15 protein-coding genes are annotated in these 12,396 nt (G+C 70.5%); 1 reads left to right on the plus strand and 14 read right to left on the minus strand.

Features of this window, described 5'->3' with window-relative positions; translation table 11 throughout:
* Positions 1-30: 30 nt before the first annotated feature.
* The 12 genes from ACMGFG_RS04990 to ACMGFG_RS05045 form a co-directional block, all read right to left on the minus strand.
* A complete protein-coding gene (locus ACMGFG_RS04990; protein ID WP_436929255.1) occupies positions 31-414 on the minus strand; it encodes a hypothetical protein in 384 nt (127 codons plus the stop codon).
* Between the two features lie 71 nt (positions 415-485).
* Entirely contained in the window at positions 486-1,091 is a 606-nt protein-coding gene (pspAB, locus tag ACMGFG_RS04995) for a PspA-associated protein PspAB (protein WP_436929256.1), read from the minus strand.
* A 102-nt stretch (positions 1,092-1,193) separates the two neighbouring features.
* Complete coding sequence (locus tag ACMGFG_RS05000; RefSeq protein ID WP_436929257.1) at positions 1,194-2,000, minus strand: aldo/keto reductase; 807 nt, start codon at positions 1,998-2,000, stop codon at positions 1,194-1,196.
* A gap of 61 nt (positions 2,001-2,061) precedes the next feature.
* The gene (locus ACMGFG_RS05005; RefSeq protein ID WP_436929258.1) at positions 2,062-2,937 is read right to left on the minus strand and encodes a M48 family metalloprotease; all 876 of its coding nucleotides are present in this window, start codon (positions 2,935-2,937) and stop codon (positions 2,062-2,064) included.
* A gap of 108 nt (positions 2,938-3,045) precedes the next feature.
* On the minus strand, positions 3,046-3,927 hold the full coding sequence (gene htpX / locus ACMGFG_RS05010; RefSeq protein ID WP_436929259.1) for a zinc metalloprotease HtpX: 882 nt from the start codon (positions 3,925-3,927) through the stop codon (positions 3,046-3,048).
* Between the two features lie 104 nt (positions 3,928-4,031).
* Positions 4,032-4,853 (minus strand): tRNA pseudouridine(38-40) synthase TruA, encoded by an 822-nt coding sequence (truA, locus tag ACMGFG_RS05015; RefSeq protein WP_436929260.1) that lies wholly within the window; start codon positions 4,851-4,853, stop codon positions 4,032-4,034.
* Positions 4,853-5,203 carry an SHOCT domain-containing protein gene (locus tag ACMGFG_RS05020; RefSeq protein WP_436929261.1) on the minus strand — a complete coding sequence of 117 codons (351 nt, stop codon included), beginning with the start codon at positions 5,201-5,203 and terminating at the stop codon, positions 4,853-4,855. Before ACMGFG_RS05020 ends, truA begins: the two co-directional genes overlap by 1 nt.
* A 57-nt stretch (positions 5,204-5,260) precedes the next feature.
* Positions 5,261-6,571 (minus strand): histidine--tRNA ligase, encoded by a 1,311-nt coding sequence (gene hisS, locus ACMGFG_RS05025; RefSeq protein ID WP_436929262.1) that lies wholly within the window; start codon positions 6,569-6,571, stop codon positions 5,261-5,263.
* 160 nt (positions 6,572-6,731) lie between these two features.
* Positions 6,732-7,355, minus strand: coding sequence for a DUF7411 family protein (locus tag ACMGFG_RS05030; RefSeq protein WP_436929263.1), 624 nt, complete (start codon positions 7,353-7,355; stop codon positions 6,732-6,734).
* Positions 7,356-7,718: a DNA-binding protein gene (locus ACMGFG_RS05035; RefSeq protein WP_135366215.1), complete on the minus strand. Its 363-nt coding sequence runs from the start codon at positions 7,716-7,718 to the stop codon at positions 7,356-7,358.
* Between the two features lie 99 nt (positions 7,719-7,817).
* Positions 7,818-8,279, minus strand: coding sequence for a 30S ribosomal protein S19e (locus tag ACMGFG_RS05040; RefSeq protein ID WP_436929264.1), 462 nt, complete (start codon positions 8,277-8,279; stop codon positions 7,818-7,820).
* A 130-nt stretch (positions 8,280-8,409) separates the two neighbouring features.
* Positions 8,410-9,426 (minus strand): lysylphosphatidylglycerol synthase transmembrane domain-containing protein, encoded by a 1,017-nt coding sequence (locus tag ACMGFG_RS05045; RefSeq protein ID WP_436929265.1) that lies wholly within the window; start codon positions 9,424-9,426, stop codon positions 8,410-8,412.
* A 156-nt stretch (positions 9,427-9,582) separates the two neighbouring features.
* Here ACMGFG_RS05045 and thiL point away from each other — a divergent pair, with 156 nt between their 5' ends.
* On the plus strand, positions 9,583-10,449 hold the full coding sequence (gene thiL / locus ACMGFG_RS05050) for a thiamine-phosphate kinase (protein ID WP_436929266.1): 867 nt from the start codon (positions 9,583-9,585) through the stop codon (positions 10,447-10,449).
* Between the two features lie 39 nt (positions 10,450-10,488).
* Here thiL and ACMGFG_RS05055 read toward each other — a convergent pair whose 3' ends face one another.
* Entirely contained in the window at positions 10,489-11,667 is a 1,179-nt protein-coding gene (locus ACMGFG_RS05055) for a site-2 protease family protein (protein ID WP_436929267.1), read from the minus strand.
* A gap of 308 nt (positions 11,668-11,975) precedes the next feature.
* The gene (locus ACMGFG_RS05060) at positions 11,976-12,224 is read right to left on the minus strand and encodes a DUF7123 family protein (RefSeq protein ID WP_436929268.1); all 249 of its coding nucleotides are present in this window, start codon (positions 12,222-12,224) and stop codon (positions 11,976-11,978) included.
* Positions 12,225-12,396: the final 172 nt, after the last annotated feature.

Genomic DNA, 12,396 nt, shown 5'->3' on the forward strand with positions numbered 1-12,396 from the left:
TTCACGTTCCCCGAGGGACGGGCCGGCGGGTTAAATCCGTCGGGGGTGGTCCGACCAGGGGACCACCCCGAGATGGTTACCGACCATCAGAGCCGCGAGAACGACGACGAACCCACCGGTCGTCAGCCCGGCGATCCCCGGGATCGTCGCGGCGTAGGCGACGCCGAACGCCGCGAACGCGACCGCGAGACTGACGTTGAACGCCCAGCGTTCGCGGACCCCGGGCCGAACGAGGACGGCGACGGCGAACGCGAGGACGAGCCCCCCGGTCGCGAACACGGCCGTCGTCCCGGCCCGCCAGCTCACCGTCAGCACGGCGACCGCGGCCGCGACCGCACGCAGACGCGGGGATCGAACTATCCCTCCCGTGGTGTCCTGTCCTTCCTCGGGGCGGGCGGAGTCGGTCGGGGACACGGACTATGTGTCAAACGTCGCGAACGTAAGGCTGTCGCCGCGGCGAGGCGGCGCCGGGGCGACGGACCGGCTCATTCCCAGGGGTGGTTCCCGGGCCGGTCGGGCCAGAGCGGGTACCAGTAGTCCTTGTCCGGTTCGACGGCCAGCTCGCCGTCGAGGACGCTCTGGAGCTTGATCTCCGTCTGGTTGTGCCGGTCGTGGTCGCCCTCCGGCGCGAAGGGGTAGTACTTCCCCCGCCGGAACGAGTAGACCCAGTAGGCCACCCGGTCGCCCTTCTCGAAGGCGAAGACGGCCGCGAGCAGCCGCGAGCCGTAGCCCCGTTCGATGAACTCGTCGGCGGCGAAGTGGATGCTCGTCACCAGGTCCTCGGGGTCGTCGTCCGCCAGCACGACCCACTCGTAGCCGTGGTCGTCGGTAGTGAACCTGGCTTCGGTGCCGGTCTCGACCTCGCCGGCCTCGAGGATGGCCTCGACGTTCTCGACGGCGTCCTCGAAGTCCGTGCTGTCGACCTCGGCGAAACAGAGGGCGGCCGCGCCCGCCGGCGCGAACCCCAGGTCGGCCTCCATCGTCAGGTAGGCCGTGCTCATCCCGAACAGGTCCTCCGGGTCGGCGTCCCGGGTCGCGTCGGCCTCCGCCTTCATCCCCAGCGCGGACTTCAGGCCGTCCAGCAGTCCCATGCCCGTGTATTCGGCCGAGCGCCTAAAAGTCGCTTCCCTCCGGTGGTCGCTCGCTGCCGCCGGCTCGACGGTCGCCCTGCCGGCTCGTCGAGCGCGACTGCCTTACTCGTCCCAGGGCGCGCCCTCGAAGTCGATCTCCCGGTGGCCCCGGTCCAGATCGGCGATCCGGTCCAGGTCCTCGTCGTCCAGATCGACGTCGTAGGCGCCCCAGTTGTCGCGGATGTGCTCGGCCCCCGTGGCCTTCGGGATCGCCGCGACGTTGTCCAGCGACAGGAACCACGCCAGCGTCACCTGCGGGACGGTCGCGTCGTGTTTCTCCGCGATGTCCTGCAACACGGGGTCGTCCAGCATCTCCGTCCGCGCCAGCGGCGAGTAGGCGACGACGGTGTGGCCGTGCTCGCGCGCGTACTCCCGCAGTTCCGCCTGCTGGAGGTACGGGTGCATCTCCACCTGGTTGGCGAAGACCGGGGCGTCGAGCACCTCGCGGGCCTCGTCGAGATGGCGGGGTTCGAAGTTCGAGACGCCGATATGGCGAATCGCGCCCTCGTCGTACAGTTGCTGGAACGCCGACAGCGTCCCCTCGGGGTCGTAGGCCTCGGTCGGCCAGTGGACGTACAGCAGGTCGAGGTAGTCGACGCCAAGCCGCTCCAGACTCTCCTCGGCGGTGGCGAGCACGTCGTCGTGCGCGAGGTTGGCCGTGTCGACCTTCGTGGCGAGGAAGACCTCCTCGCGCGGTACGTCGGCCTCGGCGATCCCGTGGCCGACCGCCTCCTCGTTCTCGTAGGCCTGTGCCGTGTCGATGTTCCGGTACCCGAGTTCCAGCGCGGTCTTCACGCTCTCGGCGCACTGCTCGGGGTCGGTGTTCTGCCAGGTGCCCAGTCCGAGCCGGTGCAAGTCGAGTTCGCTCATGTCGGTATCGGGTGTTAGACTCGGCGGTCCTAACGGCTGTGGAACCGGCCCGTCTCTCCCCCTACGCCGCCCCTTCCATCTCGGCCGCCAGTTCCCGGAGTTTCCGGATCCGCTTGTGCGTCGGCGGATGCGTCCCGGGCAGCCCGAGCGAGGGCGAGGGTACGATGCAGAATGCGTTGAACCCGGCCATCGAGCGCATGTCCTCCTCGGGCGGCTCCGGCAGTCCGTGTAGCTCGGCGAGTGCCTCGGCGAGCGCGACCGGCTTGCCCGTGATCGCCACGGCGCCGCGGTCGGCGGCGTACTCCCGGTACCGCGAGAGGACGAGCGTCCCCGGCAGGCTCACCAGCAACAGCGGGAGGCTCAGCAGCGCCAGGAACACCGCGACGCCGAAGTAACCCAGCACGAGGGCCCAGCCGTTCATCCCCTCCAGGGCCGTCGAGAGCATCGCCAGCGCGACCGTCGCGGGGAACCCCGCCACGGTCAGCACCGACGAGTCGCCGTTCTTCACGTGGGCGAGTTCGTGCGCGAGGACGGCTTCCAGTTGCTCGTCGTCGAGCTCCTTCAGCAGCCCGAGCGTCACGCAGACGACGGTACGGTTCCCCGTGCCGGCGGACATCGCGTTCGGCTCGTCGCTGGGGATCACGGCGACGGCCGGTCGCGGTACGTCGGCCTGCCGGGAGAGCCGCTCGACGGCGTCGAACAGTCCGGGGTGGTCCTCGCGGTCGATGGCGACGGCCTTCGTCGCGAGGTAGGCCAGCCGGTCGGCCTCCAGTACGAGCCCCCCGAGGACCGCCAGGAGGACGCCGCAGACGACGAGCGCGCCGGGGGGCGGGAGGAGCCAGACCACCGGCCCGAGCAGCGCGGCGTAGCCGAGGAGGGCCAGCCCCAGGGCGAGGACCATCCGGCGGGTCAGGCGGCTGTCGGTCTGCCACTCCATACGAGACATTCACTCTCGCCGACTAATCAGTCTTCGGTCGAACGGGCGACGGTCCCGCGAGAGCGAGGCTCCGACGAACCCGACGGCGGGCCGACGGGCGAGGACCGTTCAGGCGCTCTCCATCTCGCCGGCCAGGTCCTGCAGGCGCTCGACGCGGCGCTCGGTGGTCGGGTGCGTGCGGAAGAGGTTCGCGATGACGCCCGAGTCGATGGGGACGATGAAGAAGGCGTTCATCTCGGACTGCTCGCGCAGGTCCTCCTTCGGCACGCGGTCCATGCGGCTGTCGATGGTCATCAGCGCGGAGGCCAGCGCCGCGGGTTTGCCGGTGATGGCGGCGCCGCCGCGGTCGGCCGCGTACTCGCGGTACCGCGAGAGCGCGCGGATGAGCAGGAACGAGACGATCCAGACCACCAGCGAGGCGACGACGGCGACGATGATCCCCCCGCCGCCGCCCTGGCGGTTGCGGCCGCCGCCGCCGAACAGGAACCCCCACCGGAGGATGAACATCGCGATGGTCGCCAGGAACGACGCGATGGTCATCACCGCCACGTCGCGGTTCTTGACGTGCGCGAGCTCGTGGGCCATCACGCCCTCCAGTTCCTCCTGGTCGAGCGTCTCCAGGAGCCCCGTGGTCACGGCGACGGTCGCCGACTTCTGCGAGCGCCCGGTCGCGAAGGCGTTGGGCGTGCGCGTGTCCGCGACGGCCACGGTCGGTTTCGGCAGGTCGGCCTGCTGGGAGAGGCGACCGACCATCCGGTGTAGTTCGGGGTACTCTTCCTCGGAGACCTCGCGGGCGCCCATGCTCCGCAGCGCCAGCTTGTCGCTGAAGAAGAACTGTGCGATCAGGAAGACGCTCATGAAGCCGACGATGAGCACGAACGACTGGTTCGTCCACAGCAACACGCCGAGGAAGGCGATGTACAGCGCCGCGAGCAGGAACATCGTGAAGAACATCCGCCCGCGGAGTCCCCAGTCGGTTTTCCACTCCATAGGGAAAGTAGGGGACGGCCGCCATATCAATCACTCGTGTCACTCGCCGGCACGCCGGGAGCGCTCGGGGAACGCCGCCCCACGAAAGCGCCCCCTTCGACGCCTCACCCGAGTGAATCGCGGATCGCACCGGCGACCCGTCCCCGGACCGAGAACTCAACGTACCGGTCGCCGAACACCTCGCGGGCGCTCGCGGCCGCGTCCCCGTCCACCGAGAACGCGACGCCCGGATAGGTCACGTCCCAGAGGACGAGCGGGTACGGCGGCGCCGGGGCGACGCCCGCCGGCCCGTCCACGACCGCCTCGCCGAGTACACGGTCGACCTTCGACACCTCGGACTCGCCCCGTCCGACCTCGGCGGCGAGCCCGACGACCCGCCGGACCAGCTGTCGGGCGAACCCGTCCGCTTCGAGGCGTGCGACCAGGAAGTCGCCGTCGCGTTCGACCGTCGCAGACAGGTCCCGGGCCGTCCCCGCCTCGTCCGGGGTGAGGTTGTGGAAGTCGTGTTCGCCGGCGAGCCGGTCGAACGCCTCCCGAATTCGACTCCCGTCGACCGCCCCCTCGTCACCGTCGGGAGGCGCGTACAGGTGATAGCGATAGGTGCGCGACTCGGCGTCGTGTGTGGCGTGAAAGTCCGGATCCACGTCGGCGCCGGCCCACGCCCGGATCGAGGCCGGGAGTTCGCTGTTGAGCGCCCGCGGGGAGAGCCAGTCTGGCGCCGCGAAGGCGACGGTCTGGGCCCGCGCCGAGACGCCGGCGTCGGTCCGCCCCGCCGCGGCGTACCCCGCCGGCTTGTCCGCCCCGCCGTCCAGCACGCCCAGGTCCTGGAGCGCGTCGAACAGGGCGTCCTCGACGGTGGGTACGTCGGGCTGGCGCTGGAACCCGTGGAACGGCCGGCCGTCGTAGGCGACGCGGTAGGCGCGCATCACTCCACGTCCCGCACGCGCTCGCGGTCCTGTTCGCCGACCGACTCGACGTTCTCGGTTTCGAGGAGGCGGTCGAGTCGCTGCTCGAACTCCGCCTCGTCGATCTCGCCGCGGGCGTACCGCTGGCGGAGTTCGTCCACTGGGTCGGTCGTCGCGTCGTCGTCGCTCCCCCCGGACCGGAGCAGCGCCTCGATGGGGTCCGAGAGGAAAATCGCAGCGAGGAAAGTCACGACGCCGAGGGCTGCGACGGCACCGACGCCGATCTCGCCGCCGAGAAAGAGGAGGGCGATCCCGAGGAACATGAACACCTCGGTCACGTTGCCCGCCACCGCGTCACGGAAGCCTCCCATATCGGCGAATCCGACCGACTGCGGCAAAAGCGTGTCGTCCTGACGGACGAGCGACCGTTAGGCGAACTCGTCGTAGGTCGGCCGCTCGCTGTCGCCCGGGAACTCCGCGACCGGGACGTTCGTCTGGTCGCCGCTCTCCATATCCTTGACGGTCACCTCGTCGTTCTCCAGGTCGCGCTCGCCGACGATGACGACCGTCTCGGCGTCGATGGCGTCGGCGTAGTTCATCTGCGCGCCGAACGACCGGTCGCTCACGTCCGTCTCGACGACGTTGCCGCGCTCGCGCAACTCGCGGGCGATCCGGGAGGCCACCGGGCGCACGTCGCCGACCTGCAGGACGTAGTAGTCGGTCGAGATGCCCTCGCCCGGCCAGGCGTCGTGGGTCTGGAGGAGCAGGGGGAGCGTCGAGTTCATCACGCCGATCCCGACGCCGACCGCCGGCGTGGGCTGGCCGCCGAACTCCTCGATGAGGTGGTCGTAGCGGCCGCCGCCGAAGATCGACCGCGAGACCTCCCCCGAGGCGTCGAAACACTCGAAGACGACGCCGGTGTAGTAGTCCAGCCCCCGCGCGGTCGTCAGGCTCACGTCGCAGTACTCCCGGACGCCGAGGTCCTCGGCCGCCGCGAGCACGTTCTGGAGGTTCTCGACGGCCGCGGCCAGCTCGTCGCTGTCGGAGAACTCGGTGAGCGCGGAGAGGTCGTCGTCGGCGGCGACGAGCAGGTCGTCGAACTCCCGGGCCTGGTCGTAGGAGAGGCCGGCGTCCGACAGGAGGCCGAGGTACTCCTCGCGCTCGACCTTCGCGCGCTTGTCGACGGCGCGGATCGCCTCGGTGGTGTCCACGTCGGCGTCGAACGACCGCAGGAGTTCCCCCAGAATATCGCGGTGGGAGACGCGGAACTCGAACTCCGAGCCGTCGAGGCCGAGGTTCGTCAGCGAGTCGGCGGCGAAGGCGAGCACCTCGGCGTCCGCCTCGGGTTCGCTCGACCCGAAGATGTCGGCGTTGGTCTGGTAGAGCTCGCGGAAGCGGCCCTGCTGGACCTGCTCGTAGCGCCAGAACGGCCGCGTCGAGAACCACTTGATCGGCTTCGACAGCGCCTGCTGTTTCGCGACGACCATCCGCGCGACCGTCGGCGTGAGTTCGGGCGTCAGCGTGACGTGGCGGCCGCCCTTGTCCTCGAAGTCGTAGAGCTCGTCGACGATGTCCTCGCCGCTCTTGTCGGTCCACATCTCCGCCGGTTCCAGCGCCGGCGTCGCCGTCTCGCGGAAGCCGTAGGCCCGCGCCGTCTCCTCGATCGTGTCGATGACCTGCCGGCGCGGGGCCATCTGGTCGGGGTAGAAGTCCGTGAACCCCTTGAGTCCCTCGTACATACACCGTGGTTCGGCGAGGGGTCGCTTGAACCTGTCCGTGTGGGGCGAGCGCTGCCGCGCCGCCCCGAAACCGCTCCGTCCGGGACGACCGAGTCCGTCGATCGAGGGGAGACCCGCGAACCCGATCCGGCTGGGTCCGTCCGCACGCGAGGGACGCCGCTCACTCCCGACGGCCCCGGACCCGCGACTGGACGTGCTCGGGGAACACGTCGGAAACCGTCCCCTCGCCGTACTCGTCGGCCATCAGTGCCCGGAGTTCGGTCTCGTAGTCGCCGGTCGGAAGCCGCTCGCTCGGGCCGGTCTCCACCTCCAGCAGCCGCCGGGCCAGCTCGTCGATGGCCCCGCGGCCGTAGCCGGCGAGCGGGCGCAGGTAGTCGACGCCGTGGCGGTCCTCCAGGCTCTGTGCGAACGGCCGCTCGATTGCGGGCGCGCGGTCGTCGCGGCGGGTGCCGTCGGCCACGGCGTCGAACGCCCGGCCGCCGACTTCCTCGCGGCCCGCGACCGTCTCCAGGGCGTGCTCGTGGACCAGCTGGATCCCCTCGCGGGGGTAGCCGTCGGCGACCATCCGGTCGACGGCCTCGCGGGCGACCGACGCGTCCAGCTCGACGGTCGCAACCGGAAACCCCGCTCGCTCGCCGGCCTCGTGGGCGGTCCCGGCGACCGACGGCCCCCCGTCGAGGCCGAACGTGCAGCTACAGAGGGTCACGACGTAGAACGGTTCCAGAACGAGGGCGGCGAGCGTCGAGTCCTTGCCGGCGGAAAAGAGCGCGGCGACCGTCGGCATCTACCGGCGCTGGATGTCGAAGCTCTTCTTGTCGGGCTGGAGCTTCTCGAGCAGCTGTTTCATCTTGTCGTCGTCGATCTTCCCCTGGATGCGGCCGCTCTGGGCCAGCGCGAGCACCTGCTGTTCGACCTGCTCGCCGAACTCGGGCTTGGACATCTGGACGGTGTTGAGCCGCTTGCGCGCCTCGTCGGTGAGGTGCTTGCGAAGCATGGCCTTCTTCTGGGCCTCGCGCTGCTCGCGCTGGGCCTCCATGGCCTCCTCGTCGACGCCCTGGCCCTGTCCCTGACCGCCCTGTTCCTGCAGCTGCTCCATCTTCTCCTGGCGGAGCTTCTCGAGCTCCTCGTCGTTCGGTTCACCGCTCATGGGCGTCCCTTGTCGAGTCGTCGGGAAAACGATTTCGGAGCCGACGGCGCGGCGGCTCGGCTACCCGTGCGGCGAAATCGAGAGAACAGCCGGCAGAACCTAGGCGTAGCGTTCGAGTTCCGGGCGGTCGAGGTCCTCGAGGACCTCGCCGGCGGTGTCGTCGAGGAGGCTCTGGCCCTCCGGGGTGATGCGGCGGCCCTCGCCCTCGGCGGTCTGGACGTAGCCGGCCTCTTCGAGCTGTTGGAGCGCGACGCGGATGATCTTCCCGCTCGCGTCGGTGGTCTGTTCCGGGCGGACGACGTAGCGGTTCGAGCCCTGCTTGGAGTCGCCGTAGGCCGTCCGGAGCGCGCCGACGCCCGTGGGGCCGTCGACGGCGACCTTCCGGAGGAGGCTGGCGGCCCGCAGCTGCCAGAAGTCCTCCTGTTCGGGCGGGAGCTCGCGGCCGACGCCGGTCTTCGCGAACTTGAACCAGTCGGGTTCCTGTACGTCGTCCTCCTCGGCGAGGCGCTCGGCGACCGCCTCGTTGAGGTCCTCCGCGGGCACGTCGTAGAGTGTCGCCATTGCAGGTGTCTTCCGGAGCGGTTCATTTAAGGGCATCGTTCGCCGGACGGGTACGGGACGGCGACACAGGGGCTGTGGGACCGAGCGGAGCGACCTCCGGGAGAGGCGACCCCTCGGGAAACGCGACCGCTCAGTCGCCGACGCCGAGCGCGAAGGCGACGCCACCGCCGACGACGGTCGGGAAGACGTAGGTGGCGCCGCGGTGGACGAGGACGGCCGCGCCGGCGACGCCGCCGGAGACGCCCGTCGTCGAGACGAGCAGGGCGATCAGCACGGCGTCGACGCCCCCGAGGCCGCCCGGGAGCGGCGTCATCCCGGCGACGGCGCCCATCGGGACGACGAGCAGGACCGCCGAGAACGGGACCGTGTGCCCAAGCGCGTGGACCGACAGCCACAGCGAGGTACACATCGCGAGCCACCCGAGCGCCGAGAACCCGATCGCCTCCAGCAGCGTCCGGGGGCTCGTGGCGACCCGCTCGATGGCGCCGAAAAAGCCCTCGATGCGGCGCTCGATGGCGGCGGCCGTCGGCGGCGACTTCCGGGGGACGACCCGGCCGAGCGTGCGGATGACCGGAGTGACCGCGCGGACGACGGCCCCCTCCAGCTCGTAGCGGTACTGCCAGCCGAAGTAGGCGGCCGCGGGGATGCCGACCGCGAGGACGACCAGCGCCGTCGTGGCGAAGACGAGGTTGCGGCCGAACTCCGCCGCGCCGGCGACCACGAAGGTCAGGCCGACGACGGCGTAGCCGATGGAGGGGACGAAGTGCAGGGCGTCGACGGAGGCGATGGCGGCCAGGCCGGTCTCGTACTCCCGGTCGGTCGCCCGCGAGATGAGGTAACCGCTGACGGGTTCGCCGCCCGCCTGGCCGAAGGGCGTGACGTTGTTCGAGAAGACCGCGCCAGCGAACACCAGCCCGCTCATGACGACGGAGATGGGGGCGTCGAGGGCTGCCAGGACCGCGCGCAGGGCCAGCCCCCAGCAGACGAGCCAGACGACGGCGACGGCGACGATCACCAGCAGGTACCGGAGTTCGACCCCGCGCAGTTCCGAGAGGATGTCGCCGATGCCGACGATCCACACGAGGACGGCGAGGACCACTGCGGCGCCGAGAAATCCGACGACCGTCGCCCACCTGTCCCCGTTCATGTCGGGGTCGAAGGGCGTCCGCGGCTTCAACCCTCCGGAGTGGGTGCGAGCGCGCCCTCGACGGCCGCCGCGCCCCGAGTGCGAGCGCGTCGGCCGCGGAACTGCCGGTGCCGCCGGAACCGCAGGCGGTTTCCCGGGCGCGGGCGAACGCGGGGTATGGACGAACGGACCGCGCTGGGCATGCTCGGCGACCGGCTGTCGGCGGCGGGCGACGACGCAGCCGTCGTCGACGGGGGGGTCGTCACCACCGACATGCTCCACGACCGGACGGACTTCCCCGACGGGACGACCCGCTACACCGCCGGCTGGCGCGCTGTCGGGGCTTCCCTCTCGGACGTGGCCGCGATGGGCGCCGCGGCCACCGCCGCCGTCGCCGTCTACGCCGCGCCCGCGTTCGACGAGGGCGAACTCGCCGACTTCGTCGACGGCGCCGCCGATGTCTGCGAGGCTGTCGGCGCCGAGTACGTCGGCGGCGACCTCGACCACCACGAGGAGTTCACCGTCGCCACGACCGCCCTCGGGGACGCGGACGACCCCGTGCGCCGCTCGGGCGCCGAGGTCGGCGACGCCGTCTGCGTCACGGGGACGCTCGGCCGGAGCGCCGGCGCCCTCCGGCTGTTCGAGGGCGGCGAGCGCGAGCGAGCGAACGACCTGTTCCGGTTCACCCCGCGAGTCGCAGCCGGGCGGGCGCTGGCCGGGCGGGCGACCGCGATGATGGATTCCAGCGACGGGCTCGCGCGCTCGCTCCACCAGCTCGCCGAAGCCAGCGGCTGCGGGTTCGCCGTCGAGTCGCCGCTCCCGATCGATCCCGTCGTCGACGAGGTCGCCGCCGACGCCGACGAGCGGCTGGAACTGGGCACTTCCTTCGGCGAGGACTTCGAACTCGTCTGTACGGTCCCCGAGGAGGCCCTCTCGGCCGTCCGCGCAGACCTCCCGGTCGAGCTGACCAGGATCGGACGGGTCGTCGAGTCGGGCGTCACGCTGGACGGTGAGCCGCTCGCCGACCGCGGGTACACGCACTGAAACTGCTGTTTTCGACGACAGCTGTGCTGCTGCGAGCGCCTACGGCGCCAGGATCTCGAAGGGAACGGGCGTGAAACAGAGCAGACCGAGCACGAGGGTGACGACGCCCAGCACCCGCCGACGAGGGCCGATGGGGTCGTCGCGGATCGGCGTGGCGGGGCCGGCGTAGGCCAGCCCGGCGGCGATGACCCCCCAGACGACCCAGAGGACGACCGCGTTCGTCGCGTCTTGGGCGAAGTAGAGGTAGCCGGCGAGGCCGAACAGCGCCGCCGGGACGGCCGCGGCGACGGTCTCCTGGCGGGGGCCGAGGATCGCGCGGACGATGTGGCCGCCGTCGAACTGGCCCACGGGGAGGAGGTTCAGGAAGGTGACGAACATCCCGACCCAGCCGCCGAAGATGACGGGGTTGGCCGCCAGCCGCGGGTCCGGGTACGACAGCGGCTGGCCGGTCGCCTCCGCGAGGATCACGAGCAACAGCGGGTCGTTGAACCGGATCGCGCCGCCCCCGCCGTTCACGACGCGCTCGGGGACGGTGATCGGGTCGAGGTACAGGCCGACCACCGTCACGACGACCGTCGCGACCAGACCCGCGAGCGGGCCGGAGACGCCGATGTCGAACAGCGCCTTCCGGTCCGGGATGCGCCCGCGCATGCGGATGACCGCGCCCATCGTCCCGATGAGCGAGGGGAACGGGATGAAGTAGGGGAGGCTCGCGTCCACGTCGTGGTAGCGGATGAGGACGTAGTGGCCGAACTCGTGGACCGCCAGCACGCCGAGGATCGCGGCGGTAAAGGGCCACGCCTCAAGCAGGGCCAGCGGGCTGTCGAGTTCGACGTAGTACCAGATCGACCCGACGTACAGCGTCGACAGCACCGTCAGCACGAAGAAGACGAGGTTCGTCCACGGGATCCCGTCGATGTGGGGCGAGCGGGGCTCGGCGACGAGGACGTACTGGGGGCGGGTCGGCCCGAAGCGCTCCTCGACGGCCGGCCGCTCGTCGAACGGCGCCGCCGACTGGGCGCGGGTCGTCAGCGACACGTCGTAGCCCGCCTCGCGGAACAGCCCCCACAGCTCCCGTTCGAGGGCCTCGGCGGACGCCAGCGGCGTGCCCAGGTAGTAGATCGCGTCGTCGTCGCCGACGCGCACGTCGGCCACCTGGAAGACCGACTCGATGTCCTCGACCGGCGGCCCCTCCGCCGGCACGCGACGCTCGTCCATCGATCCCGGGTTAGGTTCTCCCCGGTATAAATCCCGGGACACCGCCGGCGACCGACGGACGTTCGTCGGCGGTCAGCCGGCCCGACGGGTCGACGCAGTCGACGACGCCGGCCGCGCCGCTGGCCAGCTAGCGCGGAGAGAAAGCGGGGCCGGGACGCCCGCGCCCGGGCGTCCCGCAGGGGTGTGGTGAACGGATGGTGTTCGGATGTGGTGTTCGGGCGCCGGTGCGTGTGGTGGGGTGTGGACGGGGTCGCCGTCCGGGTGTGGATGGGGTCGGGGGTCGGAGCGTCGGTGTCGCGAAGCTCGGGTCAGGCGACTTCGACGCGCCACGTGGTCGCGCTCGTGTAGGACCACTTCTCGACCTCGAGGTCCGTGGCCGAGTCGCGGATCTTCACCATGAGCGCGCCGATCTCTTTGGGCGACAGGCCGACCTCGTCGGCGATGAACTTGCTCTTGAAGTACATCTCGCCGTCTTCGGCCTTCCCGCGCAGATACGCCTTGAGTCGCTCTTCTTTCGACGGCGCGTCGTCGTTGGAGGGCTGGAGTATCGAGCTCATGTTGACACCTCGTTTCCCTCTGGGACCGGTAACCCCATATAAAGGGAGGAAGCTTCGGGTGGCTTCGTGTCGTTTCACGAACGACCCGGGGGAGTCGGCCGAGTCTCGAACTTTCAAAACGTTTTCTGACACTCTTAGACATTTTATACTCTTCTCTGAGTCGTCGAGACGT

Origin of the sequence: Halosimplex halobium, assembly GCF_051414055.1 — an archaeon.
In the GTDB taxonomy this organism is placed as follows: domain Archaea; phylum Halobacteriota; class Halobacteria; order Halobacteriales; family Haloarculaceae; genus Halosimplex; species Halosimplex halobium.

Excerpts from the sequence above, each read along its gene's own strand:
- ACMGFG_RS05020 (WP_436929261.1), bottom strand. The coding sequence starts at position 5,203 with ATGGGAGGCTTCCGTGACGCGGTGGCGGGCAACGTGACCGAGGTGTTC.
- ACMGFG_RS05000 (WP_436929257.1), bottom strand. The coding sequence starts at position 2,000 with ATGAGCGAACTCGACTTGCACCGGCTCGGACTGGGCACCTGGCAGAAC.
- ACMGFG_RS05060 (WP_436929268.1), bottom strand. The coding sequence starts at position 12,224 with ATGAGCTCGATACTCCAGCCCTCCAACGACGACGCGCCGTCGAAAGAA.
- truA (WP_436929260.1), bottom strand. The coding sequence starts at position 4,853 with ATGCGCGCCTACCGCGTCGCCTACGACGGCCGGCCGTTCCACGGGTTC.
- htpX (WP_436929259.1), bottom strand. The coding sequence starts at position 3,927 with ATGGAGTGGAAAACCGACTGGGGACTCCGCGGGCGGATGTTCTTCACG.
- ACMGFG_RS05035 (WP_135366215.1), bottom strand. The coding sequence starts at position 7,718 with ATGAGCGGTGAACCGAACGACGAGGAGCTCGAGAAGCTCCGCCAGGAG.
- ACMGFG_RS05005 (WP_436929258.1), bottom strand. The coding sequence starts at position 2,937 with ATGGAGTGGCAGACCGACAGCCGCCTGACCCGCCGGATGGTCCTCGCC.
- ACMGFG_RS05040 (WP_436929264.1), bottom strand. The coding sequence starts at position 8,279 with ATGGCGACACTCTACGACGTGCCCGCGGAGGACCTCAACGAGGCGGTC.
- ACMGFG_RS05030 (WP_436929263.1), bottom strand. The coding sequence starts at position 7,355 with ATGCCGACGGTCGCCGCGCTCTTTTCCGCCGGCAAGGACTCGACGCTC.
- ACMGFG_RS05055 (WP_436929267.1), bottom strand. The coding sequence starts at position 11,667 with ATGGACGAGCGTCGCGTGCCGGCGGAGGGGCCGCCGGTCGAGGACATC.
- hisS (WP_436929262.1), bottom strand. The coding sequence starts at position 6,571 with ATGTACGAGGGACTCAAGGGGTTCACGGACTTCTACCCCGACCAGATG.
- ACMGFG_RS05045 (WP_436929265.1), bottom strand. The coding sequence starts at position 9,426 with ATGAACGGGGACAGGTGGGCGACGGTCGTCGGATTTCTCGGCGCCGCA.
- pspAB (WP_436929256.1), bottom strand. The coding sequence starts at position 1,091 with ATGGGACTGCTGGACGGCCTGAAGTCCGCGCTGGGGATGAAGGCGGAG.
- thiL (WP_436929266.1), top strand. The coding sequence starts at position 9,583 with ATGGACGAACGGACCGCGCTGGGCATGCTCGGCGACCGGCTGTCGGCG.